The organism is Amycolatopsis cynarae (assembly GCF_026802195.1).
Classification (GTDB): domain Bacteria; phylum Actinomycetota; class Actinomycetes; order Mycobacteriales; family Pseudonocardiaceae; genus Amycolatopsis_E; species Amycolatopsis_E rhizosphaerae.
This window is the reverse complement of sequence record NZ_CP113836.1, coordinates 6,013,023-6,034,546: the sequence shown is the minus strand read 5'-3', so window position 1 is coordinate 6,034,546 and position 21,524 is coordinate 6,013,023. Positions and strand designations below refer to the sequence as shown.

20 protein-coding genes and 1 pseudogene are annotated in these 21,524 nt (G+C 68.1%); 8 read left to right on the top strand and 13 right to left on the bottom strand.

What is annotated here, in order from left to right; all coding sequences use genetic code 11:
• Window positions 1-25 precede the first annotated feature (25 nt).
• The 3 genes from ORV05_RS28995 to purE all read left to right on the top strand — a co-directional run bounded on the left by ORV05_RS28995 (window position 26) and on the right by purE (window position 3,134).
• A complete protein-coding gene (locus ORV05_RS28995; protein ID WP_268755151.1) occupies window positions 26-1,348 on the top strand; it encodes a glycosyltransferase 87 family protein in 1,323 nt (440 codons plus the stop codon).
• An 86-nt stretch (window positions 1,349-1,434) separates the two neighbouring features.
• The gene (locus ORV05_RS28990) at window positions 1,435-2,616 is read left to right on the top strand and encodes a 5-(carboxyamino)imidazole ribonucleotide synthase (RefSeq protein WP_268755150.1); all 1,182 of its coding nucleotides are present in this window, start codon (window positions 1,435-1,437) and stop codon (window positions 2,614-2,616) included.
• A gap of 17 nt (window positions 2,617-2,633) precedes the next feature.
• Window positions 2,634-3,134, top strand: coding sequence for a 5-(carboxyamino)imidazole ribonucleotide mutase (gene purE / locus ORV05_RS28985; RefSeq protein WP_144590196.1), 501 nt, complete (start codon window positions 2,634-2,636; stop codon window positions 3,132-3,134).
• Window positions 3,135-3,223: 89 nt separating this feature from the next.
• On the opposite strand, the gene ORV05_RS28980 is transcribed toward purE, so the two are convergent.
• On the bottom strand, window positions 3,224-4,876 hold the full coding sequence (locus ORV05_RS28980; protein ID WP_268755149.1) for a class I adenylate-forming enzyme family protein: 1,653 nt from the start codon (window positions 4,874-4,876) through the stop codon (window positions 3,224-3,226).
• Window positions 4,877-4,969: 93 nt separating this feature from the next.
• Here ORV05_RS28980 and ORV05_RS28975 point away from each other — a divergent pair, with 93 nt between their 5' ends.
• Entirely contained in the window at window positions 4,970-6,142 is a 1,173-nt protein-coding gene (locus ORV05_RS28975; RefSeq protein WP_268755148.1) for an acyl-CoA dehydrogenase family protein, read from the top strand.
• A 44-nt stretch (window positions 6,143-6,186) separates the two neighbouring features.
• Here the strand turns inward: ORV05_RS28975 and ORV05_RS28970 are convergent, their stop codons facing one another.
• The 7 genes from ORV05_RS28970 to ORV05_RS28940 all read right to left on the bottom strand — a co-directional run bounded on the left by ORV05_RS28970 (window position 6,187) and on the right by ORV05_RS28940 (window position 12,338).
• Window positions 6,187-7,437: a tyrosine-type recombinase/integrase gene (locus tag ORV05_RS28970; protein ID WP_268755147.1), complete on the bottom strand. Its 1,251-nt coding sequence runs from the start codon at window positions 7,435-7,437 to the stop codon at window positions 6,187-6,189.
• Window positions 7,437-7,631 carry a helix-turn-helix transcriptional regulator gene (locus ORV05_RS28965; protein WP_268755146.1) on the bottom strand — a complete coding sequence of 65 codons (195 nt, stop codon included), beginning with the start codon at window positions 7,629-7,631 and terminating at the stop codon, window positions 7,437-7,439. The genes ORV05_RS28970 and ORV05_RS28965 overlap by 1 nt, the downstream gene beginning before the upstream one ends.
• Window positions 7,632-7,642: 11 nt before the next feature.
• Window positions 7,643-9,253 carry a replication initiator gene (locus tag ORV05_RS28960; protein WP_268755145.1) on the bottom strand — a complete coding sequence of 537 codons (1,611 nt, stop codon included), beginning with the start codon at window positions 9,251-9,253 and terminating at the stop codon, window positions 7,643-7,645.
• Window positions 9,250-9,510, bottom strand: coding sequence for a hypothetical protein (locus ORV05_RS28955; protein ID WP_268755144.1), 261 nt, complete (start codon window positions 9,508-9,510; stop codon window positions 9,250-9,252). The genes ORV05_RS28960 and ORV05_RS28955 overlap by 4 nt, the downstream gene beginning before the upstream one ends.
• 128 nt (window positions 9,511-9,638) lie before the next feature.
• Complete coding sequence (locus tag ORV05_RS28950) at window positions 9,639-11,189, bottom strand: FtsK/SpoIIIE domain-containing protein (RefSeq protein WP_268755143.1); 1,551 nt, start codon at window positions 11,187-11,189, stop codon at window positions 9,639-9,641.
• Between the two features lie 412 nt (window positions 11,190-11,601).
• Window positions 11,602-11,871, bottom strand: a complete 270-nt coding sequence (locus ORV05_RS28945; RefSeq protein ID WP_268755142.1) for a GntR family transcriptional regulator — start codon at window positions 11,869-11,871, stop codon at window positions 11,602-11,604.
• A gap of 14 nt (window positions 11,872-11,885) precedes the next feature.
• On the bottom strand, window positions 11,886-12,338 hold the full coding sequence (locus ORV05_RS28940; protein ID WP_268755141.1) for a hypothetical protein: 453 nt from the start codon (window positions 12,336-12,338) through the stop codon (window positions 11,886-11,888).
• Between the two features lie 172 nt (window positions 12,339-12,510).
• Here ORV05_RS28940 and ORV05_RS28935 point away from each other — a divergent pair, with 172 nt between their 5' ends.
• Both ORV05_RS28935 and ORV05_RS28930 read left to right on the top strand, forming a co-directional pair.
• Window positions 12,511-13,440 (top strand): hypothetical protein, encoded by a 930-nt coding sequence (locus tag ORV05_RS28935; protein WP_268755140.1) that lies wholly within the window; start codon window positions 12,511-12,513, stop codon window positions 13,438-13,440.
• Window positions 13,427-13,909 carry an NUDIX domain-containing protein gene (locus ORV05_RS28930; RefSeq protein ID WP_268755139.1) on the top strand — a complete coding sequence of 161 codons (483 nt, stop codon included), beginning with the start codon at window positions 13,427-13,429 and terminating at the stop codon, window positions 13,907-13,909. Before ORV05_RS28935 ends, ORV05_RS28930 begins: the two co-directional genes overlap by 14 nt.
• Here the strand turns inward: ORV05_RS28930 and ORV05_RS28925 are convergent.
• Together ORV05_RS28925 and ORV05_RS28920 are read right to left on the bottom strand one after the other, a co-directional pair.
• Window positions 13,887-14,444, bottom strand: coding sequence for an HD domain-containing protein (locus ORV05_RS28925; RefSeq protein ID WP_268755138.1), 558 nt, complete (start codon window positions 14,442-14,444; stop codon window positions 13,887-13,889). The genes ORV05_RS28930 and ORV05_RS28925 overlap by 23 nt on opposite strands.
• A 732-nt stretch (window positions 14,445-15,176) precedes the next feature.
• Window positions 15,177-15,273 (bottom strand): annotated as a pseudogene (locus tag ORV05_RS28920) (IS5/IS1182 family transposase); the annotation flags it as partial.
• A 1,386-nt stretch (window positions 15,274-16,659) separates the two neighbouring features.
• Here ORV05_RS28920 and ORV05_RS28915 point away from each other — a divergent pair.
• Window positions 16,660-16,797, top strand: a complete 138-nt coding sequence (locus tag ORV05_RS28915; protein WP_186382881.1) for a hypothetical protein — start codon at window positions 16,660-16,662, stop codon at window positions 16,795-16,797.
• An 11-nt stretch (window positions 16,798-16,808) separates the two neighbouring features.
• On the opposite strand, the gene ORV05_RS28910 is transcribed toward ORV05_RS28915, so the two are convergent.
• The 3 genes from ORV05_RS28910 to ORV05_RS28900 form a co-directional block, all read right to left on the bottom strand.
• Window positions 16,809-17,525 (bottom strand): TIGR03089 family protein, encoded by a 717-nt coding sequence (locus tag ORV05_RS28910; RefSeq protein WP_268755137.1) that lies wholly within the window; start codon window positions 17,523-17,525, stop codon window positions 16,809-16,811.
• Between the two features lie 48 nt (window positions 17,526-17,573).
• Window positions 17,574-18,845 (bottom strand): LCP family protein, encoded by a 1,272-nt coding sequence (locus ORV05_RS28905; RefSeq protein WP_268755136.1) that lies wholly within the window; start codon window positions 18,843-18,845, stop codon window positions 17,574-17,576.
• 245 nt (window positions 18,846-19,090) lie between these two features.
• The gene (locus ORV05_RS28900) at window positions 19,091-20,362 is read right to left on the bottom strand and encodes an LCP family protein (protein WP_407652803.1); all 1,272 of its coding nucleotides are present in this window, start codon (window positions 20,360-20,362) and stop codon (window positions 19,091-19,093) included.
• A gap of 166 nt (window positions 20,363-20,528) precedes the next feature.
• On the opposite strand from ORV05_RS28900, the gene rfbB reads away from it, so the two are divergent.
• The gene (gene rfbB / locus ORV05_RS28895; RefSeq protein WP_268755135.1) at window positions 20,529-21,521 is read left to right on the top strand and encodes a dTDP-glucose 4,6-dehydratase; all 993 of its coding nucleotides are present in this window, start codon (window positions 20,529-20,531) and stop codon (window positions 21,519-21,521) included.
• Window positions 21,522-21,524: the final 3 nt, after the last annotated feature.

The following is a 21,524-nucleotide window of genomic DNA, read 5'->3' as shown; positions in this document are numbered from 1 at the left end:
GCGCCACTCGTGCTTTCCTGATGGGGTGACCCGGTCTGTGTCTGCCCCCGACGGTGAGACGCTGGTGCGTCCCGTGACCCCACGCCTGGCGCTGCGGAAGTCGCTCGCCCGGCTCTCGGTCCGGCCGCGATCGATCATCGTGCTGTCCGCGGTGCCGGTGCTGGCGATCACGGCCGGGATCATCGGATGGCTGCTCGACTGGCGGCTCGGCGTGGACAGTGCGGTGTACCGGGCCGGCGCGCTGACCCTGCTGCACGGGGACCCCCTCTACGACTCCAGCACGCTCGCGCCGGAACCCTGGTGGGCGCTGCTGCCCTTCACCTACCCGCCGACCGCCGCGCTGCTGTTCGTCCCGCTGGCGGCGGTGCCCACCCAGGTCGCCTGGGGCGTCCTCACCGCGATCTCGGTGCTGGCCATGGCCCTGGTGATCCGGGTGACGATCGGCTCGCTGCCCAAGCCCGTCGACGATTCGCGCTGGTGGTCCTCGCCCGCCCGCGCGACGCTGGTGTTCTCGGTGGTCATGCTCGGGCTGGAACCGGTGTGGCGCACCGTGTTCCTCGGCCAGATCAACCTGATCCTGATGGCGCTCGTGGTGGTCGACGTCCTGGTGATCAGCGCACGGGACTCCCGCGCCGGGGGGATCCTCGTCGGGGTCGCGGCCGCGGTGAAGCTGACGCCGTTGATCTTCGTCGTGCACCTGTTCCTCACCGGCAAGCGCAAGGCCGCGGCGCGCGCGCTGGCCACCTTCGCCGGGTTGGAGGGGCTCATGCTGCTGCTGATCCCCTCGGACACCATCCGCTACTGGACCAAGACGGTCAGCGACACCGGTCGCATCGGACCCGTGCACTGGGCGGGAAACCAGTCCCTCAACGGCCTGATGAACCGGGTCACCGACCTGGCGCCGTGGGCCTCAAAGGCCGCCATCGGCGTCAGCGCCCTGCTCGCGATCCCCGCCGTGTGGCTGATGCTGCGCTTCCACCGTCGCGGCCAGGCACTGGCGGCCCTGCTGGTCAGCGCGTTCTTCGCGCTGCTCGCGTCGCCGATCTCCTGGTCGCACCACTGGGTGTGGGCGGTGCCGCTGATCGTGCTGCTGATCGCGCGGCTGCCCAGGACCCGCGCGGGCGACGCGTGGCGCCGCTGGGTCGGTACCGGCGCGGTGATCGCGGTGTTCATCAGCTGCGTCCTGCTGGTGCTGCCCAACGGGCGCAACATCGAGCTGCACTGGAAGTTCTGGCAGGGCGTGCTGGGCAACGCCTACATCCTGATGCCGCTGGTGCTCGCCGCCGTGCTGGTGACCCGGTGGATGCTGCGGCGGCGGCGCCGGATCCGCGAGGCCGCGCCGAGCTGACGCCGATGTGTCGGCCACCACGTCGGGTTCCGCTACCCGCACCGGCACGCAAACGACTTCGATAAGGGCCTTAGGCTGGTCGCGTTATGGACTCTCGTACCGGTCTCCCCGTGGTGGGCATGGTGGGCGGTGGCCAGCTCGCCCGGATGACGCATCAGGCGGCGATCTCGCTGGGCCAGTCGCTGTGGGTGCTCGCCGCCGACGAAAACGACTCCGCCGGGCTCGTCGCCGGCCAGGTGACGATCGGGCACCACACCGACTTCGAAGCGCTGCTGGCCTTCGCGAAGACGGTCGACGTGCTCACCTTCGACCACGAACACGTGCCCGCCGAGCACCTGATCCGGCTGGCCGCGGAGGGTTTCGCCGTCCGGCCGGGACCGGACGCGCTGGTGTTCGCGCAGAACAAGCTGCTCATGCGCGAGCGGCTGGCCGCCGAGGGCTACCCGTGCCCGCCGTTCGCCGAAGTGTCCACAGTGGAGGACGTGATCGCGTTCGCAGCCGGGCAGTCCTGGCCGGTCGTGCTCAAGGCCGCCAAGGGCGGCTACGACGGCCGCGGCGTGTGGATGCTGGACTCCGAGCAGGAGGCCAGGACGCTGGTGCCGGAACTGCTCGCCGCGGGCACGGAGCTGCTGGTCGAGCGGCGCGTCGAGATGCGCCGCGAGCTGTGCGCGCTGGTGGCGCGCTCGCCGTTCGGGCAGGGCGCGGCCTGGCCCGTGGTGGAGACCGTGCAGTCGGACGGGATCAACACCGAGGTGCTCGCCCCGGCCCCGGGGCTGACCGCGCGCCGGGTGGACGAGGCGCAGGACCTCGCGCTGCGGATCGCGGAGGCGCTGGGCGTGGTCGGCGTGCTCGCGGTCGAGCTGTTCGAAACCGACGGCGGTCTGGTCATCAACGAGCTGGCGATGCGGCCGCACAACTCCGGTCACTGGACCATGGACGGTTCGCGCACCTCGCAGTTCGAACAGCATCTTCGGGCCGTGCTGGACTACCCGCTCGGTTCGACGGACCTGCTGGCCCCCACCGTGATGGCGAACGTGCTCGGCGCGCCGGAGGCCCCGAAGATGGGGCCGGACGAGCGGCTGCACCACCTGTTCGCCCGGTTCCCGGAGGCCAGGGTGCACCTGTACGGCAAGGGGGAGCGGCCCGGGCGCAAGCTGGGTCACGTCAACTTCGTCGGATCGGACCTGGACGAGCTGCGCACCCGCGCCAAACTCGCCGCCCACTGGCTGTCGCACGCCGAATGGCTCGACGGCTTCCAGATCCACTGAATTCCCGAGGAGTGACAATGGCACCGATCGTCGGCGTGATCATGGGCAGTGACTCGGACTGGCCGGTGCTCGAAGCCGCCGGACAGGCGCTGGACGAGTTCGGCGTGTCCTACGAGGTCGGCGTGTACTCCGCGCACCGGACGCCGCAGCGGATGCTCGACTACGCCACCGGTGCCGCGGACCGCGGTCTCAAGGTGATCATCGCGGGGGCCGGGGGTGCGGCGCACCTGCCCGGCATGGTGGCGTCGGCGACCGTGCTGCCGGTGATCGGCGTGCCGGTGCCGCTGAAGTACCTGGACGGCCTGGACTCGCTGCTGTCGATCGTGCAGATGCCCGCCGGGGTGCCGGTCGCCACCGTGTCCGTCGGCGGGGCGCGCAACGCCGGGCTGCTCGCCGTGCGGATGCTCGCGGCGCACGACCCGGCGTTGCGGGAGAAGATGGCCGCCTTCCAGGCGGACCTCCAGCAGTTGGTCCTCGACAAGGACGCCGCCCTGCAAACCCGCCTTCGCGACGCCTGACCTGGCCGCCGTGCCGTGAAGGGTCCCTTCACAGCTGATTCGACTGTGAAGGGACCCTTCACGGCTCGCCACGGCAAGCGGGTCAGCCGCTAGGCCTCCAGGCGGGCGCGCAGTTCGCGCTTGAGGATCTTGCCCGCCGCGGAGACCGGGATCGCGTCCACGAAGTGCAACTCCCGGAGCCGCTTGTACGGCAGCACGTTCGCGTTCACCGCCGCCATCAGGTCCTCCTCGGTGCCCGCGTCACCGCGCCGCACGACGAAGGCCACCGGAAGCTCGCCGACGTCCGCGCGGCGCCTGCCCACCACCGCGGCCGAGGCCACCCCGGGCTGGGACATCAACAGTTCCTCCAGCTCGCGCGGGTACACGTTGTATCCCTTGTACAGCAGCATGTCCTTCTTACGATCCACAATGGACAAGTAACCCTCCTTGTCCAGCACGCCGATGTCGCCGGTGTGCAGCCAGCCGTCCACCAGCACGGCGGCCGTCTCCTCCGGCCGCTCGTGGTAGCCGGTCATCACCTGCGGTCCCCGGATGCACACCTCGCCGGGCTCGCCGGGAGGGAGGGGTTCCTCGCCGCCCTCCGGCGCCACGATCTTGACCTCGGTGTCGAACACGGGCACCCCGACGGTGCCTGGTTTCCGCACGGCGGAACGGAAGGTGGGATTCGCGGTGGCGCCCATGGTGACCTCGGTGAGCCCGTACCCCTCGGAGATCACGGCCTCCGGGAAACGCTGCCCCAGCGCCTTGAGCATCTCGTGCGGCAGCGGCGCCGCCCCCGAGGACAGGCTCCGCACCGACGAAAGGTCCCGGGTCGCGAAGTCGGGGCAGGCGAGCAACGCGGCATAGAGCGCGGGCGCGCCGCCGAGCTGCGTGACGCGAAGGCGCTCGGCATCGGCCAGGTAGCGGACGGGGTCGAAGCCGTCCTGCAGCACGATCGTGCCGCCGGTGAGCATCGGCACGTTGAGCCCGCCGATGGTGCCCATCGCGTGGAACCACGGGGTGAGGTTGATGGCGATGCCCGTGCCGAGGCGGCTCGGCCACTCGTCCTCGCTGCCGACCTGGTCCAGGCCGAGGCGCTCGCCGTCTTCGAGCACCGGCACCGACCCGCTGCCCCAGCACGCGTACTGCAGGGAGTTCACCACGACGTTGCGGTGCGGCAGGCGTACGCCCTTCGAACGCCCGGTCGTGCCGCCGGTGTAGGCCAGGTGGGCGAGGGCGGTGCGGGGATCGATCGCCACTTCCGGCGGAGTTTCCGGTTGCCCGGCGTGGAAGCGCTCGAACTCCGTCCGTCCCGGCCCCGACTCGCCGTCCACGACGACGACCAGGCGCACGGCGGTCCGGTCCTGGACGCCGGCGAGCACCTCGGCGGCGGGGCCGGAGCTGATGGCGGCGACCGCACCCGAGTCGGCCAGTTGTGCCGCCAGATCGGCGGGCGGCAGCAGCGGGTTCGCCGGGGTGAAAGTCGCCCCGGCGAGCAGGATTCCGTAATAGGCCACCGGATAGGCCAGGCAGTTCGGCAGGTGGACGGCGACCGTGTCGCCGGTGCCGACGCCGTGGGCCCGCAACGCGTTCGCGAACCGGCAGGCGGCCCGGTAGACCTGGGAAAACCCGAGCGCACGGTCGTTGTGCAGGTAGGCTGTCCGGTCGCCGTAGCGGGCGGCGGCCCCGGCCAGGATCGCACCCACCGGTACTTCCGGATAGTCCAGCGAAGTGGGCATTTCGGGAGGCATCGTGATCCGCATCACTTCACCTTAGGGCGAGAGTGCGGCCGAGAACACAAGGAAGCCCTAGTAAACGAGCACTAACATCGAGGGAGAACAAGCCATTCGAGGAGGGTGACGCCGGTGTCTGACGGTCCCGGGCTGTACCAGTTGGCCGAGGAGCACGAGGAGCTGCGGGCTGCCGTCCGCGCGCTGGCGGAGAAGGAGATCGCGCCGCACGCGGCCGAGGTCGACGAGCAGGAGCGCTACCCCGTCGAGGCCCGCGACGCGCTGATCAAGGCCGGTTTCCAGGCCGTGCACATCCCCGACGAGTACGAGGGCCAGGGTGCGGACGCGATCGCCGCCTGCATCGTGATCGAGGAGGTCGCCCGGGTCGACGCCTCCGCGTCGCTGATTCCCGCGGTGAACAAGCTGGGCACCCAGCCGATCCTGCTGTCCGCCTCGGAGGAGCTGAAGAAGCTCGTCCTGCCGTCCATCGCCTCCGGTGAGGCTTCGGCCTCCTACGCGCTGTCCGAGCGCGAGGCCGGTTCCGACACCGCTTCCATGCGCACCCGTGCCCGCCTCGAGGGTGACTCGTGGGTGCTCAACGGCACCAAGTGCTGGATCACCAACGCCGGCGAGTCCACCTGGTACACCGTCATGGCCGTCACCGACCCGGACGCGGAGAAGAAGTCCAACGGCATCTCCGCCTTCGTGGTGCACAAGGACGACCCGGGCTTCTCGGTCGGGCCGAAGGAGCGCAAGCTCGGCATCAAGGGCTCGCCGACCCGCGAGATCTACTTCGAGAACTGCACCATCCCCGCGGACCGCATCATCGGGGAGCCGGGCACCGGGCTGAAGACCGCGCTGCGCACGCTCGACCACACCCGCCCGACGATCGGCGCCCAGGCGCTGGGCATCGCGCAGGGCGCGCTGGACGCGGCCGTGGCCTACGTCAAGGACCGCAAGCAGTTCGGCAAGGCGATCGGTGAGTTCCAGGGCGTGCAGTTCATGCTCGCCGACATGGGCACCAAGATCGAGGCCGCCCGGCACCTGGTCTACGCCTCCGCTGCCGCCTCCGAGCGCGGCGACGCGCGCGCGGGATTCATGGCCAGCGCCGCCAAGGCCTACGCCTCCGACGTCGCGATGGAGGTCACCACCGACGCCGTCCAGCTCTTCGGCGGTGCGGGCTACACCCGCGACTTCCCGGTCGAGCGCATGATGCGCGACGCCAAGATCACCCAGATCTACGAGGGCACCAACCAGATCCAGCGCATGGTGATGGCCCGCGCCCTGCTCAAGGGCTGATTCGATCATCGTCCGGTAGTTCGGGCGGTCCCTGGTTTCCATGATCAGGCCGCCTCCAGGCCGTCAGAGGACTCAGGCCGCCCGAACACCGCGTCGATCGCCTGCCGCGCCCGTTCGTGGCTGGACGCCACCAGGTGCGTGTAGGTCCGCAGCGTGAACCCAGCGTCCGCGTGCCCCAGGTACTCGGCCAGCTCCTTGATCGACACGCCCCGGGACAGCAGCGTCGAGGCGTAGAAGTGCCTCAGCGCGTGCATGCCATCCGCCCGGCCGCGGTAGTCGAGTTCGGCCGCCCGGAATGCCGCATGCCACACCACCTTCGTGAACAGGTCCCCGCTGTAGAGGCGGCCCTCCTCACCCGTGATCAGCAGCCGGGCCGTGACCCGCTCACCGTCCGGCACCCGCCAAGGGAGCGTTACCGGCGTCGGCGGGTACCGGTCTGCGTGATCGTCGAGTTCCGCGAGCACAGCGGGGGACACCGGGACCGTGCGCGTCTTCCCGCCCTTCGGGGCCGCGAACATCATCACGCCCTTCACGGTCTTGATCTGCCGCTGAACACGCACGACCATTGCGTCACGGTCGATGTCGTCGGGGGAGAATCCCAGGATCTCGCCTTGCCGCAGGCCGAGACCCGAGCCGAGCGGCACGAGGATCGAAAACCGGTCGGCCAGGCCGCCGCGGACCTTGTGCACACGCTCTTCCGGCCAGACCTCCACCTGTGGACTCTTACTGACTGGCCGCCGCACGGTCTTCGCCTTGCAGGGGTTCTCCCGGATCAGCTTGTCGTCGATGGCCGAGTCCAGCACCGCTGAGACCAGCGTGAACAGCACGACCTTGTAGTTCTCCGCGTGCTTCTTCTCCTCCAGGTCCCCAAGCCAGTTCCGGATGGTCGCTGGCTTGATCTGGCCGAGCTTCATTCCGCCGAAGCGCGGATAGATCTGGCTGTCAAGACGGCTGCGGAGGATCTCACGGGTGGCAGGGTCGGGTGACTGTGCCTTGAGCCAGTTCTCTGCCTGCTGCCGGAAGGTCTTCGACGACGAGCGAGGGTCGACGTACTTGCCCTCGCGCTTGTCCGACTCGACCCCGATCAGGAAGTCTTCCGCGCGCCTCTTCTGCTTGTCCGGGAACGACTTCGAGCGCTCCTCGTTGTCCGGGTCGAGGTAGCGCACCTTGTAGCGCATGCCGATCCCGTACAGCTCGGTCTTTTCGAGCACCGGCTTGCCCTTGGCGTTCAGCACGATCTTGCCGGTCTCGGGGTCGCGCTTCGGCCGGTACCAGCGGTCTTGAATGTGACCCATCAGGCCGCCGCCTCCTCGTTGTCGAGCCAGGCGCGGAGCTTGGCGGGGTCGTAGCGCAGGTGCCGTCCGACTTTGCGGACCGGTGGCCCTTCGCCACGCCATTTCCACTGGTAGAGCGTCTTCACAGGGACGCCGAGGTAGGTCGAGACGTCCTCGACGGTCCAGAGTCTGTCGATGCTTCGCAGGTTGTCCATGTGTTCCCCCATCAGGCCGCGAGCGGAGTTGCCGAAGCTTCTGGACCGCTCATCGGTGGCCCCGCGGCGAGTAGCGCCCGGTCGTACTCGGCTTTCCAGGTGATGCGTTCGGCGATGGCGCGCATCAGCAAGTGGGCGCGGGGTGGTGCGTCCCGGTCGCCGGGATCGACCTTGCGCCAGATCAGGCGGGAGGTGTCCTGCTCGGGTTTGACGATGCCGACCGCGGCGAGCATGTCCCGCACGAACGCTTTCCGGTCCGCCTTGTGGTCGGCCAGGGTCTTTCCCGACCACTTCCGCGACACGAGCACCCGCCGACCGGGCAGGCCCAGCGTGGTTCGCCGGTGCGCGCGGCCCTTGCAGTGCCCCGGTGTGGTGCGGCTCGTCGCGCCGAGCGGCTGAATCCCGTAGAGCAGCCACACCGCACAGCGAGGTGAGCACGGTGTGATCGACAGTTCCGCATGGAGTCGGTCGTGGTGCTCCCGCTGCCGATTCGTCGAGGCTTCGACCACTTCCCCCGTGGATTTGGTGAGGTATTTGGTCAGATACCCGATGTGGCGTCCGGCTTCGTCGGTGCCGCCGAGGATGCCCTTGGAGTGCACCTGCCGCCCAAAGGTCACCACGTGCGCGGGTTCCTCCACCTCCTCCACCGCCTCACCCCACGAGGTCAACGGTTCCCGCGTGTCAGAGTCCACAAAGGACCCGGCTTGTGCGTCCCACACCGGCAGCCGGTCCCCGGGGTAGACGAGCTGGTCGTGGTTGGGCCACCACACTTGGTGGTAGGTGGCTTCGGTGACCTGGCGGATGACCTCGTGCGGGATCGATCCCCGCGCTGCCGCGTGGAGGTGGGGTGCGGCGCGTTTTTGGGGTTCGACGGTGGCGAAGTACTGCACATCCCAGCCCACGACACGGCGCAGGTTCTGCCACCACCGATCCACCAGCGAGGAGAAGTGCACCGCATCCCGCGCGGCCCTCTGGTAGTCGTACTCGGCCGGGTTGACCGGGGTGCCGTCCTCTCGGACGCGGCCGTAGGTGTCGCAGGTGAGGGTGATGAACATCGACGGCCGGAACCGGCCCGCGTACTCGCGGCCGACCGTGGTTTTGGCGACCTTGCGGCGGGGCAGGTTCGGGGCGTCCTGCCTGCGCTTGGTGGACCGCTTGGCCGGTTTCCGTTCCGGGAGGTCCGGTGAGGGGAGGCGGCCGCGCATGCCGAGTTGCCGAAGTTCCTCGTCGACCCCGCGGATCTCCTCCCGTAGCTCGTCGGCCTGGCCCTCCTCCCCGTGCGCGACGGCGTCCCGGTAGAGCTTGACCAGGTCGGCCCGGAACCCCATCAACTCCTTCTGGTCGTCGGTGGGGGGTGTGGGGGTGAAGTCGGGTTCTTCGGTCAGGTGCCAGCCCTCCCGGCACTGCACCATCCGCAACGCCTTCGCCTTCCGCGCACACGGAAGACACACCGACTCGACCGTCGAGCCGCAGGGCACCGCCACATACCGCAGCTCCCCGGTGTCCGGGTCTCCGACTTCCATGGTGAACGGCCGCACGCACACGCCGTGTTTCTCGGCGGTGGCCTTCATGACCTCGCTGGACAGCGGCAGCCGCATCCGGTCAGCCCGCGTGGTGGTCATGCCGTCACCTCCCTCGACTGGAGCAGGTCCCGGAGTGCGGTGAGTTCGTTCAGGGTGACGTCCTGTCGTTCGTCGGTGTCGAGGCTGATCAGCCCGTCACAGTCGCGGAAGGCGATCCCGCCGTACACGTGCATCACCAATCCACCGGCCCGGCCCTGGATGGAGATGTGCAGGTCTCCGTAACGGGTGGGCCACCAGCGCACCGTGGCCTCGTCGAGGGTTCGTGCCCACAACACCAGCCGAGACAAGTGCGTCACGGTGGCAGCAGGGCTGATCTGAACCTCCACTTGCGGTGGAAAGGCCCGGAAACCCACGCTGCACGGCTCCGGCAGAAGGTGGCTGCTCAGGTGGTCGAAGAACGTCCTGGTCAGGTGCTCCAACTCGCTCACGCCGCCGCACCCCCCTCGATCTCCCAGGTGGGGAGTGGGACGACCTGACCGGCGGTGACGAAGGCTTCCAGCGCCTTCACGGTTTCGTCGGGCACCCACCCGGCCCGCACCCGCAGGGGTTCACGCAGCCCTTCGCCCCACACGTAACCCACCCCGGCCGCGGATTCCTCGATCCGGTTCGCCCACGCCCCCCGCTCATAGGCTTGATCCCCCAGCACCATCCCGACGTGGGACTTGGCGGTGACGCGCAGGCAGATGCGGCGGGGGAACAGTTCCCGCACCGGTACGGTGTCCTTGGTCGGTTCCTGTACATAACCCCGCACCGTGAAGCCGAGTGCCCGGCCCTGCGTGGTGAGCAACGCGACCTTTTCCACGATCTGCTCGCGGGTCTTGCGGTCGGTGTACTTCGTCAGGGCCCCGATTTCGTCGAACTCCACCAGCTCCAACGGATGCTCCCGGGTGATGGCCACGTTCCGCACCCGGCCGGCGAACTCCGCCTTCCGCTCATCCATCGCCTGCACCAGGTCGTCGAGCAGGTCGAGGGTGTCCTTGCCCGAGACGGCGTAGCGGTGGAAGATCCCCCGCCCATACGCCAGTTCCATGCCCTTCGGGTCGATCCCCGACACCCGCACCAGCCCATCCCGAATGGCAGGGGCGATGGAGACGAGTGGGCACCACATGACGGAGTTCTTCCCCGCACCACTGGCCCCCGCGGTCAGGGTGTGGCTGCCGGAGCCGTAGAGGGGCATGTGCCAGTCCTGGCCATATTCGGTACGCCCGGCCCACACCCTGCGTAGATCCACCGCGGCCTCGTCGAGGTCGGGGCAGGGCACGGGGTGGGCGAGCAGGTCCCGCCGCTGGAAGTCGATCGACACCACATTCGGCGCGATCTCCCGCACCTGGCACCGGGCGACCTTGCGGGCCGAGGCGAGGGCGCGGGCGGCGTCGTCGAAGTCCTCCGGCTTCTGCCCCGGCACCAGCTCCACCCGCACCTCATCCCACGAGGGCCCGGACCTCACCTTCTTGACCTTGGGAATGCGGACACGGGAGGGCTGCTGATTGCGGCTGATCTTCTTGCGGCCGACGAGGGTCACGGTGACGTCGACGGGGATGCTGTCGTCTTTCACGCTGAGGCCGCAGGCGTGCAGCCAGCCGGGGAGTTTGCGCACGTAGATGGCCCATTTCTGCCACCAGGTGCGCAGGTGCCGCCCGGCCCACTGGTCGAAGGAGACCATGTCGATCAACCGCCACACGGCCAGCACGACGGACACCGTGCCGAGCGTGATCACCAGGGAGGGCCATCCCCACCAGTGGCACCAGGCCGCCACAGCCAGCACCGCGACCGTGGTGCGGGGGTGCCGCACGAGTTGCGCGACGAGCCAGCCCAGGCCCTTGCACAGCCACCACAAGGCGAGGAACACCACCGCCGCGGCCGCGAGGGTTTCCGCGATCGCCGCCAGGGCCTTGCCCAGCTTGTGCAGGACCCAGACCACGAGGGCCAGGCCCGCGCCGCCGAGAAGGAGAACACCGAAGGTGTGCGCGTTCATCACCGGCCACCCGCTTCCAGCAGCGACCGGGTGAACTTGGCGTATTCGGAATACCGCGTCGGAACGCGGTGGCTTGACACGCGCTGGTGCGCGTTGTCTAGGGTTTGCATCTGTCTGCTCCAGAGGTAGACAGCGCAGAAGCGGAAGATGGTTGGACGCCCGTTTCCGCTTCTGCGCCTTAGCTTTTCCAGTGATCCGTGTGGGGACGTGTTTCATCGCCGCACGTCCACGCGCGTTGGAATATCTGTCTGTTGTGGACTGTCTTTAGTGGTCGTGATGGGCCGAGCAGGCCCGGCACACGAACACCCGGTCACGCATGACCCAGCGACTGTGACCGCAGAGCAGGCACCGCCGATGAGTCCGCCAGCGCCGCCGCAGGGCATCAAGCCGCCGTGACACCACGATCACCCCGTCACCCGCCGGTCGCGGGACGCTGGGCCACATAGGTGCCCTTCGAGCGCACCGTGACCACCAGGCCCCGCGCCCTCAACACCCGCGTCGCGTGGCGCGCCGTCCCGAGGGACACGCCGTACTCTTCAGCCAGGGTGCGTTCGTTGGGCAGCGGGCAGTGCACCGGCAACTCCCCCGCCTCGATCCGCGCCGCGAGCTGATCAGCCAGCCACTCGTACACGTAGCCGGGCGCCCCGCCGGGGGTGTGCACCTGCACGTTCTCGTTGCTCATCACCGGTTGTCCCCTCACGCGGCCTTGGCGACCGGCTCACCGGTCTGCTTCGAGGACCGGCCACCCGAGCTCGCCACCGCCTTGAACCCACTCGCCCGGAACAGGTACGTCTGGTACTTGAACTCCCCGTTGCCCGCCACACGCGGCTCCGCCGTCAACCCCTCCAGCTCGATCGGCCGCATCCCCGGCAGCACCTCACCCGTGGTCGGCACCGGCTGCACGTCCGCCACCAACGTGATCTCGAACGACGCCCGCTTCGCGTTGGGCTCGGACGGGTCGGTCACCGTCACCTTCCACTGCCGCTTCCCGGAGATCTCGTCGATCCGCTGCCGTGCCGGGCGCCCCGCCGAACGGTCCTCACGCGACTGGTACTCGTTGTCCGGCGACACCTCGCCCACCATCACCAAACCCTGCGGGAACGCCTCATCGAACTCGATCGGGAACCTGTGCCCCCTGGAAATCGCCATTGCTTTGAAAGGCCTTTCTTGTGGTCTTCGCTTCTTCACGCCGCGTCATGGGGCGGCACACCACAAGATTCGTCCGGACGGGTGTCTGGTCGCAGTGCCTTGAAGGTCTGATCTTGAACTTCTCTGCCTCAGATAGTCTCTTCTTGTCTCTTCTTTGTGCTAGCGTGGGTGCGTGGACGACGAGACGACCGCTTCCCGGGGGACCGAGGGGTCTCCCGTCCTCAAGATCCTTCTGCGTCAACGGCACCTGCAAAGCCACCGCGCGTTCTGCCGCGAATACGACAAACTCGCCGAAAGGCTGGACCGCTCCCTCAAAGGCGGGTGGCCGCGGAAAGCGCAGTTCTACCGCTGGCTCTCCGGCGACCTCGTCGGGCTCCCCTACCCCGACCACTGCCGGATCCTGGAAGCCATGTTCCCCGGCTGGACCGCCGAACAACTCTTCCAGGAAGCCACCGACGACCTCGATCTGACCGCGCCCCAGGGCAACGGGAGCAAGCCGACCAAGACGCGCGACTCAACCGCGCCCCGCCCCGCAACGAGCGGAAACGCCCCGGAGATCGTGGCGACCTACCCCTACCGGTCGCACTTCACCACCGCCGCCTGGTGGGACCTCATCTCCGGCGCCACCAAACGCATCGATCTGCTGGGCTACACCCTGTACTTCCTGTGTCTGGAGCACCCGCAGTTCGTGGACACCCTGCGGGAGAAGTGCGCCAACGGCTGCACGGTCCGGGCCGCGATCGCCAACCCCGACTCCCCGCACGTCGCCTACCGCGACCAGGAAGAAGACCAACCCATCACCATCGTCGCCAGAGTCAAGACCACGATGAAGCACTTCACCCCGCTGCTCGGGGTGGAGGGGTTCCAGGTGCGCTACCAGGACATCCCGCTCTACAACTCGATCTTCCGCTTCGATGACCAGATGCTCGTGACCCCGCACCTGTTCGCCACACCCGGCTCCACCGCGCCCCTGCTGCACCTGCGCAAGACCGAACCCCAGGGCCTGTTCACACGCTTCGAAAGCCACTTCGACGACGTGTGGAACGCCTCGAAACCGGCTGACTGGACCACGCCAGGAGAGGTCACCCATGGCACGAACTGACTACTACGACGACCCCACAGCACCCCGCCCGAACTCCATCGTCGCCGCCGCCTCCGCCATCGTCACCAATGCGGAAGGGCACATCCTCGTCCACCGCCGCACCGACAACGACCTCTGGGCACTACCCGGAGGCGGCATGGACTTCGGCGAATCCATCGCCGACACCGTCATCCGCGAGGTCTACGAAGAAACCGGCCTGCACGTCCAACCCCGCCACGTCATCGCCGTCTACTCCGACCCCAAACACGTCTTCGCCTACACCGACGGCGAAGTACGCCAAGAATTCTCCGTCTGCATCGCCTGCGACCTCGTCGGCGGCACCCTGCGCATCAGCGACGAATCCCGAGAACTCAAGTTCGCCGACCCGGACGAGGTGCTCAACCTGAACATGCACCCGCGAATCAGAGCCCGCGTCCTCGACTACCTCAACGGCGTCATCGGCGGACTCAACCCAGGCGCGACCCGCTAGCCTCCAACGCCGCCTCGGTCCGCTCGACCGCGCCCAGCAGCTCCGGCCACGCCTGGCGGATGAACCGCGGCACCACATGCTCCGGGCCGTAACGCTCGCTGATCTCCGCCGCCCGCTGCTCGATCGTCGTCGGCCCACCGTCCGGGGTCGTGGTCAGATCAGCCCACCACAGCGCGTCCCGCAGCGGCGACTTCTCATCCTCGAACTCCGCCAGCTCTGCCGACACCCCACGCAACTCCGCCTCCACCACAGCGCACGAGTGATGCGCGACCAGATGCACCAACCGTTCCGGGGCGCCAACGCTGCGAAGGAACCGGGCGCCATCGATCGGGTGGAAACCCGTGTCCACCAGGTCCGGCGCATAACCCACGTCGTGCAGCAGGCCAGCGGCTACCAGCAACTCCCCGCCAGTCCCGAACAAGGCTGCTGCCTCGCCTGCCCGACGCCCCACACCCTGAACATGCGCCCACCGACGAGGCAGGGCATCGGAGAGCTTGGTGCCCGCCACGTCTGTCGCCCACTGCACGAGATCCACCCGACCACTGTATTGAGGGGCCGCTATCAACGCCACGCACAACGTTCTGAGTAACATGGCCCGTGGTCAGACCTTCCGTGCTTGTTCATGACAGCTTGCTGCGGACCTGGTTGTCCGCTTTGATCTGTGGCATTTCTACATGCGGAACCAGACACTTATGTCTTGATAGTTGATTCACTCTTTTTGGAGGCGGCAAGTTTAACGCAGGTAGCGTCTATTGGCTTTGTATACGGCTTGGTAAACCAGAGTTAATAATATCCCGAGCGTCGATTGTCGCCATCCATACGTAAAGCTTGCTTAAGAGCGTGTCTCGTTTGGCACTCAACGCGCACCGCCAAAAGGGTGATAAGGGTAACCTAACTTTGCCAGACAGGTCTCTCGTGCGCGAACGTGTACCCCGTTCCTCATTCCTTCGGGGCGGCGTCGTCAACCCGGTGGCAGGGCGGGAGAGACCTCCAGCCATGGCGCGCGCCCCACGTCGGGCCCGAACTGGAGGTCGTCATGGGGCTGGTCAGCCATTCTGCTGTCGTCGGAAGCATTGCGTGCGCCGTGGTCTACACGGCTGCCCGACTGCTCGCGCTCCTGATCGTCCTGCGCGGAACTCGGCCCAGCCAGCGACCGGAACTCGTTCGCGCGGTGGCGGAACTGTTCCGTCCTAGGCGACGCCCCCCAGTCGACAGGTTCTCGCCAGGACGGCGATTGTGAGGTGTTCCAGAGTGCTCGCCTGGCCCGGTCGGACAGGGCGTGGATCTTCGAGCCGGGTTTCCCGCGGTCGACCGGATTCGGTCCGGTCAGTCCGCCCCTTTTTGGCCCTGACGGAGGCTCCGTCGCAGAAACCAACGCTGCCCCGAGCGGGGTACTCTCTCTCTCTCTCTGCACTTTCAGTGCAAGCGTAAACGTGTGAGTGGGTGTCACCAGCACTCCAGTCGCTGCCGAATTTGGCTCTATGGGATCAAGGGCGGCGCGCGAGCGCGCCGCCGCCGTTGGGCCGCTCGGCCTGCCGCTCCGCTCCGGCCGGCGGCCCCGGCGAGCCGATCTCGCACCCATTCAGACCCGTCGAGTTAGCCGCAAGTCCTGCCCTGCTGTCACGGCTGCGAATCCCGCCAGCCACTCCGGCCCGCTCATCCCATCCGCCAGATGGCACAGTCACGACATGACTGACCGCGCGACTTGGATGCGAACGCTGGCTGAGGTGCAACTCCGAGCTGGCGATGCCGCGGCGAAGCGGTGCCCCAACTGCAGCCAGGATCGACTTCGTGTGCGTTACATTGGCGACCCAGCAAGTCGGATCTGCTACGTGCTTTTCTGGTGCGAGGCGTGCCTCCACGGGATCTCGGTCTCCCGAGCGCGAGCACCGGAGGGTGCCCCGTTTTGGCCCTTCGAGGATCCGGACGCAACAGTGGGCGTCCCGGAGTTCCACCATCAGTATGACTAGGCAGAGGTTCGTGCACCGGCGCTGGCAGACGTCGGGACGGTAGCCGCGCCTGTAGCCGACGCCCGCCGGACACCTGCCTCCGGCGGCCAGGGCGCTGCCCTGGACCCGGCACCGCTTCGGAGATCAGAGGTAAGGCACGTCCGGTGACCTCCTCACGGCGCGCCCGAGGGCAGCCAGACCGGGCGGCACCGGTCAAGGGCGCTTCGCGGCCTCCGGCAAACCCTTGACCGGCACCACCCGGCCCGGCAGGGATGAACCCGCGCCGCGAGGAGATCACCTCAGCCCCAGGTCACTGGGGCAAGCCCAGCAACATCCCAACAACATGCCTCGGTCAACCACGGTCAACAGAGGTACCCAGCGCACACCTTCCGCCGCAGGTCAGGACCACTTTCCAGCGTGATCCACTTGATTCCCAAGCTGAGGACGTCAGGCCGTCTCCAGGCCGTCTGAGGTCGGGCAGTGGTAACAATCACTGAGAACTACCGAGACACTTTTCCCAGCTCAGGACGTATTCTGGTGGGAAGCCAGCAGGTCGGCGCAAACCCGTCGAGAGATCACCCAGATCTACGAGGGCACCAACCAGATCCAGCGCATGGTGATGGCCCGCGCCCTGCTCAAGGGCTGAGTCTTCCCAAGGAGCACCCTTCGACGAAGGGAGCCCTGGTCCGGATCGAGGCGGACCAGGGCTCCCTTTTCCATTTCCGCAGTGTGGGGGTCACAGCGCGTGACCGGACGTCGGTTCACCCGACGGGTGCGCGTGTTTTGCGGCACGCTGTAGGTATGGCCAGAGAAGCCACACCCGTCCTGGCGCTCTCGGCGATCGTCCTGGGCATCGTCGCGGCAGCCGTCAACGCCGACGCCTGGTGGTTCATGATCGGCCTGATCGCCTTCCTGTTCCTGATCGAGCGGCCGTCCTGAGACGGCCGGGTTCAGGCGAGCAGGTCGACCGTGGTCCGTTCGGCCCGGCGGCGGTCGGTGAGCTTGGCCGGGTCCGCGTTCGTCACCTGGACGAGATTCGCGCCCGCGACCAGCGGGGCGAGCAGGCCGTCGACGAGACCGCCGGGGATGCTCCACTCGAGGGTGGACAGCACGCGGTCACCCGCCGCGATGCCCAGTTCCGTGGCGCGTTCCCGGGCTCGTTCGACCAAGTCGTCCACAGTGGACGACGCGAGCGCCGGGGTGCCCCCGCCGATCGGGGACAGCGGGCTGAACTGGTCGCCGGAGAGTCTCGCTTCGGCGAGGTAGTCCAAGGCACCCTGGGGAGGGGCTGAGGCGAGGCCGCGGCCCAACGGGTCCAGCGCGACCACGGCGACGGCGGTGCTTCCGGCGGCAGTCCCACTGGTGCCGTCCGGGGCGACGAACGCGACCCGTGCCCCGGCGGGCTCGGCGACCACGTGTGCGCCGCACCACCAGGCGCCGAGCAGCACACCCGCCGTCTGCCAGTGCGCGGGCAGCAGCACGGCCACCTCGTCACCCGGTTCCACGTCGAACTCGTCGACCAGCCAGTTCGCCGTCTTGGCCGCCCAGTTGGCCATGGTGGCCACCGACAACTCGACCCTCGTGCCCGCCGCGTCGTCGTAGTGCGTGATCAGCGGGCGCGCCGGCTGGGACAGCAGGGGGCGGAGCAGGCGGTCGGTCAGGCTCATACCCGCAATCTAGCCGCCCCCGTCCCGCGGCCTTCCGCGCGACCCGCGTCAGTTCACGCAGGTGACCCCGGCAGGGGCGGCGCCGCCCCCGGAGGAGCCGCCTCCGCCGGTGGGCTGGGTGGCGAGCGCGGTGAAGAACTGCTGCACGGCCGCCGGGTCGGCTTCCACGATGCTCTGCCCGTCCGGGCTGCGCCCGTTGATGGTGAGCACCGGAATGGTCTGGAAGGACACCGTTCCCGACGCTAGCCCCTTCGCCTTCTCGGCGAGCTGGAGCAGGTCGAAGTCCGGGTCGAGGATCAGGGAGCGGCGCAGCGCGTCGGTGAGGTTGTTCAGCTTGCCCGGGTTGGTGAGCACCCCCGCCGTCAGCACCTTGTGCAGTGCCGAGCCGAGGAACGCCTGCTGCCGGACGATCCGGTCGAGGTCCCCGCGCGGCAGGTTCTTCCGTTGCCGGACGAAGGAAAGCGCTTCACCGCCGGTCACGGTCTGCACGCCGGCGGCGAAGTTCGCGCCGGAGTCCTTGTCCTCGGTCGCGTGGTTCAGGCAGACCTCGACGCCACCCAGTGCCTCGGTGATCAGGTAGAACCCGAGCAGGTTCACCTCGGCGTAGTGGTCGATGCGAACCTGCGTGAAATCCTGAATGGTCTGCACCAGTGCCTTGCGCCCGGCCTCGTCCGATTCCCGCTCGGTCCGCGCGGCGTCGCGTTCGCCCTGTGCCCGCAACTGAGCCGCGGCGGCCGCCTTGGCGGTGCCGAACACGGAATTGATCTTGGCCTGGCCGCCGCGCGGGACGGTGACCCAGGTGTCGCGCGGGATCGAGACGGCGAACGGCTTTCCGCCGTTCTTGGGCAGCCGCAGGATGATCAGGGTGTCCGTGTTGATCCCGCCGGTCTGCTCGGTCCGCAGCGTTTTCAGCATCGACGACGACAACTCGTTGCCCTGCATGTCGGTGCGGGCGTCCACACCCACCAGCAGGATGTCCTCGCCGCCGTCGTCCTTGGGCGGGGGCGGCGGCAGTGCGGGATCGTCGGGCTGGCTGAGGATGTCGCTGGTGTGCACGTCGCCCTGCACCTGGTGATAGGTCAGGTAGGCGTAACCGGTGACGGCCAGCGCGACGACCGAAACGAGCGCCAGAACGGTCCGGACCGCGATCCGCCCGCCCTGTCGAGCCCCGCCGCGCCGGGACGCCGGTGCCGCTTCGGCGCCGTCCCCGTCCTCGGTCTTGTCCTCGGTCTCGTCTTCGGGGGTTTTGTTCTCCGGTTCCGGTTCCGGTTCCCGTGGCTGCGGACTCGGCTTCGGCCGGTCCTCCGTCTCGTCGCCCAACCCGTACTCCCCCGAATAGCCCCTGCGGTGCTGCCAGGGTAAGGCACAGAACCTGGGTCGTGTATCTAAGTGGATGAAAGCGGCGTCAGCCGCTTGCTGTGGGCCGTTAGCTTGCACCGCCGCGGGTTCTCAGGCGGTCAGCTTCGACGTGGTGAATTGGCATTCATGAGGAGGAGATCCCGCAGTCAGGGACCGCCTGAGGTTCCGCTACCCGCACCGCCACGCAAACCGCTCCGACACAGGCTTTAGTTCACACAGGCGACTTCGCCACCTGTGATGGGCCGTGCCGTGGTGGTGGTGGAACTCGTGTTGGCCGGGGTGCCGGAGGGCGACCGTTTTGCCGGAGTGGTTCCGGTAGCGGAGGGGGGCGTGGTCGCCGAAGGGGTGGTGCCCGTCCCGGCCGCACCGGTGGCATCGGTGGTCAGCCCGTCGACGAACGCGTGCACCTGCGCCGGGTCGACGCGGACCACGTCGGCGCCGCCGATGGTGGCGGGCCCGAGCACCGGAATGGTCCGGAACTCGATGTTTCCGCTGTTCAGGCCGCGCATCTGGGCGGCGAACTCGACGAGGTTCCAGTTGTCGGACAACACCACGGACTTCTTCACCGCGGTGATCACGTCGGAGATCTTCGCGGGATTGGTGAGCACGTCGCGGGAGAGGACCTTGCGTGCGAGGCCCGACAGGAAGGCCTGCTGCCGCGCGATGCGATCCAGGTCACCGTTGGGCAGGTCGTACCGCTGCCGCACGAACGCCAGCGCCTGCACACCCTCGACGGTCTGACGCCCACCCGGCAGGTCGACGCCGGACTTGCGTTCCTTGACCGGGCCGTTGAGGCAGACCTCGACCCCGCCGAGCGCCTTGGTCACCTCGTAGAAGCTGGCGAGGTTCACCTCGGCGTAGCGGTCGATCATGCCGGGCTTGCCCATGAAGGTCTCCAGGGTGGAGATGAGGTTCTGCCGCCCGGCGATCTTGGCCTGCCGCTCGGCCTCCTTGATGCCCACCCCGCGCTGCTGGAGCGTGCGGAACCGGTCGTTGTAGGCGTAGACGAACGCGCCGTTGAGCTTGTGCTTGCCGAAACCGCCGGACAGCTCCACCCACGAATCGCGGGGGAACGAAATGGCCGTCGCGCGGCGCCCGTCCTGCGGGATGTGCACCAGGATCATGGTGTCGGTCTGCTTTTCGCCGTCGGAGTCGCCGGCGTGCAGCATGTCCAGCACCTCGCGGGCCAGCGGGTTGCCCTGCTCGTCGGTGCGGCTGTCCATGCCGACGAGCAGGATGTCCACCGCGCCGTCCAGCGGCACGGCGTGCACCTCGTTGTCCTCGAAGACCTTGGTGGTGGCCAGTCCGGTGTTGAGCTCGTGGAGGAAGTACTGCCCGAACCAGGTCAGGGCCAGCACGGCCACCGAAACCAGGCCCACCAGTGTCTTGCCGGTGCGGGCCGCGAACACCACGAACCAGTGCCTGCGGCGGGGTGGTGGGGAATCGAGTGGTGGAGGTGGTGCCGTCTCCTCTTCCACGGCGTCCTGGCGGGTGATGACCCCGTCGGTCACGCTCGTCCTCCTGCCCCCACCATTTGTGGATGCCTCCAGATTACTGTTCCCTCTACAGGGACGTTTTCGGGCTCGGCTACGTTGCCCGGGGCGAGGAGATCACGAGTCCGGTGACACGGAGAGGGCGGAGCGAATGCGGGTGCTGGTGACCGGTGGTGCCGGTTTCATCGGGTCGAACTATGTGCGCAGGGCACTGGCCGGTGAGTATCCCGCGCTGGCCGGGGCCGAGATCGTCGTGCTGGACAAGCTGACCTACGCCGGCTGCGAGGCGAACCTCGCGCCGGTGGCGGACGATCCCCGGCTCCGTTTCGTGCGCGGTGACATCTGCGACGCCGCGCTGGTCACCGAGGTGATGGCCGGTGTCGATCTCGTGGTGCACTTCGCCGCGGAGTCCCATGTGGATCGCTCGATTCTCGGCGCCGCGGATTTCGTGCTGACGAACGTCCTGGGCACGCAGACCCTGCTGCAGGCCGCGCTGTCCGCCGGGGTCGGCAAGTTCGTCCACGTGTCCACGGACGAGGTGTACGGCTCGATCGCGGAGGGTTCCTGGGCCGAGGATCACGTGCTCGAGCCGAATTCGCCCTACTCGGCGTCGAAGGCTTCGTCGGATCTGCTGGCCAGGGCGTTCCACCGCACGCACGGACTGCCCGTCTGCATCACCCGGTGTTCCAACAACTACGGTCCGTATCAGTTCCCGGAAAAAGTCATCCCGCTGTTCGTCACGAACCTGCTCGACGGGCTGACCGTTCCGCTGTACGGCGATGGGCTGAACGTCCGTGACTGGTTGCACGTGGACGACCACTGCCGCGGTATCCAGCTGGTCGCCGACGGGGGCAGGCCGGGGGAGATCTACAACATCGGTGGCGGCACCGAGCTCACCAACCGGGACCTGACCGGGCGGTTGCTGGACGCGCTCGGCGCGGACTGGGACCGGGTGGAGCCGGTCACCGACCGCAAGGGGCACGACCGCCGGTACTCCGTGGACATCACCAAGATCAGCACTGAGCTGGGGTACCGGGCGCGGGTGCCGTTCGACGAGGGGCTGGCCGAAACGGTGCGCTGGTACCGGGAAAACCGCACGTGGTGGGAACCGCTCAAGAACCGTGCCGCACTCGCGGGGAAGTGAGGG

Excerpts from the sequence above, each read along its gene's own strand:
- ORV05_RS28990 (WP_268755150.1), top strand. The coding sequence starts at position 1,435 with ATGGACTCTCGTACCGGTCTCCCCGTGGTGGGCATGGTGGGCGGTGGC.
- purE (WP_144590196.1), top strand. The coding sequence starts at position 2,634 with ATGGCACCGATCGTCGGCGTGATCATGGGCAGTGACTCGGACTGGCCG.
- ORV05_RS28980 (WP_268755149.1), bottom strand. The coding sequence starts at position 4,876 with ATGCGGATCACGATGCCTCCCGAAATGCCCACTTCGCTGGACTATCCG.
- ORV05_RS28970 (WP_268755147.1), bottom strand. The coding sequence starts at position 7,437 with ATGGGTCACATTCAAGACCGCTGGTACCGGCCGAAGCGCGACCCCGAG.
- ORV05_RS28965 (WP_268755146.1), bottom strand. The coding sequence starts at position 7,631 with ATGGACAACCTGCGAAGCATCGACAGACTCTGGACCGTCGAGGACGTC.
- ORV05_RS28960 (WP_268755145.1), bottom strand. The coding sequence starts at position 9,253 with ATGACCACCACGCGGGCTGACCGGATGCGGCTGCCGCTGTCCAGCGAG.
- ORV05_RS28950 (WP_268755143.1), bottom strand. The coding sequence starts at position 11,189 with ATGAACGCGCACACCTTCGGTGTTCTCCTTCTCGGCGGCGCGGGCCTG.
- ORV05_RS28945 (WP_268755142.1), bottom strand. The coding sequence starts at position 11,871 with ATGAGCAACGAGAACGTGCAGGTGCACACCCCCGGCGGGGCGCCCGGC.
- ORV05_RS28940 (WP_268755141.1), bottom strand. The coding sequence starts at position 12,338 with ATGGCGATTTCCAGGGGGCACAGGTTCCCGATCGAGTTCGATGAGGCG.
- ORV05_RS28930 (WP_268755139.1), top strand. The coding sequence starts at position 13,427 with ATGGCACGAACTGACTACTACGACGACCCCACAGCACCCCGCCCGAAC.
- ORV05_RS28915 (WP_186382881.1), top strand. The coding sequence starts at position 16,660 with ATGGCCAGAGAAGCCACACCCGTCCTGGCGCTCTCGGCGATCGTCCTG.
- ORV05_RS28910 (WP_268755137.1), bottom strand. The coding sequence starts at position 17,525 with ATGAGCCTGACCGACCGCCTGCTCCGCCCCCTGCTGTCCCAGCCGGCG.
- rfbB (WP_268755135.1), top strand. The coding sequence starts at position 20,529 with ATGCGGGTGCTGGTGACCGGTGGTGCCGGTTTCATCGGGTCGAACTAT.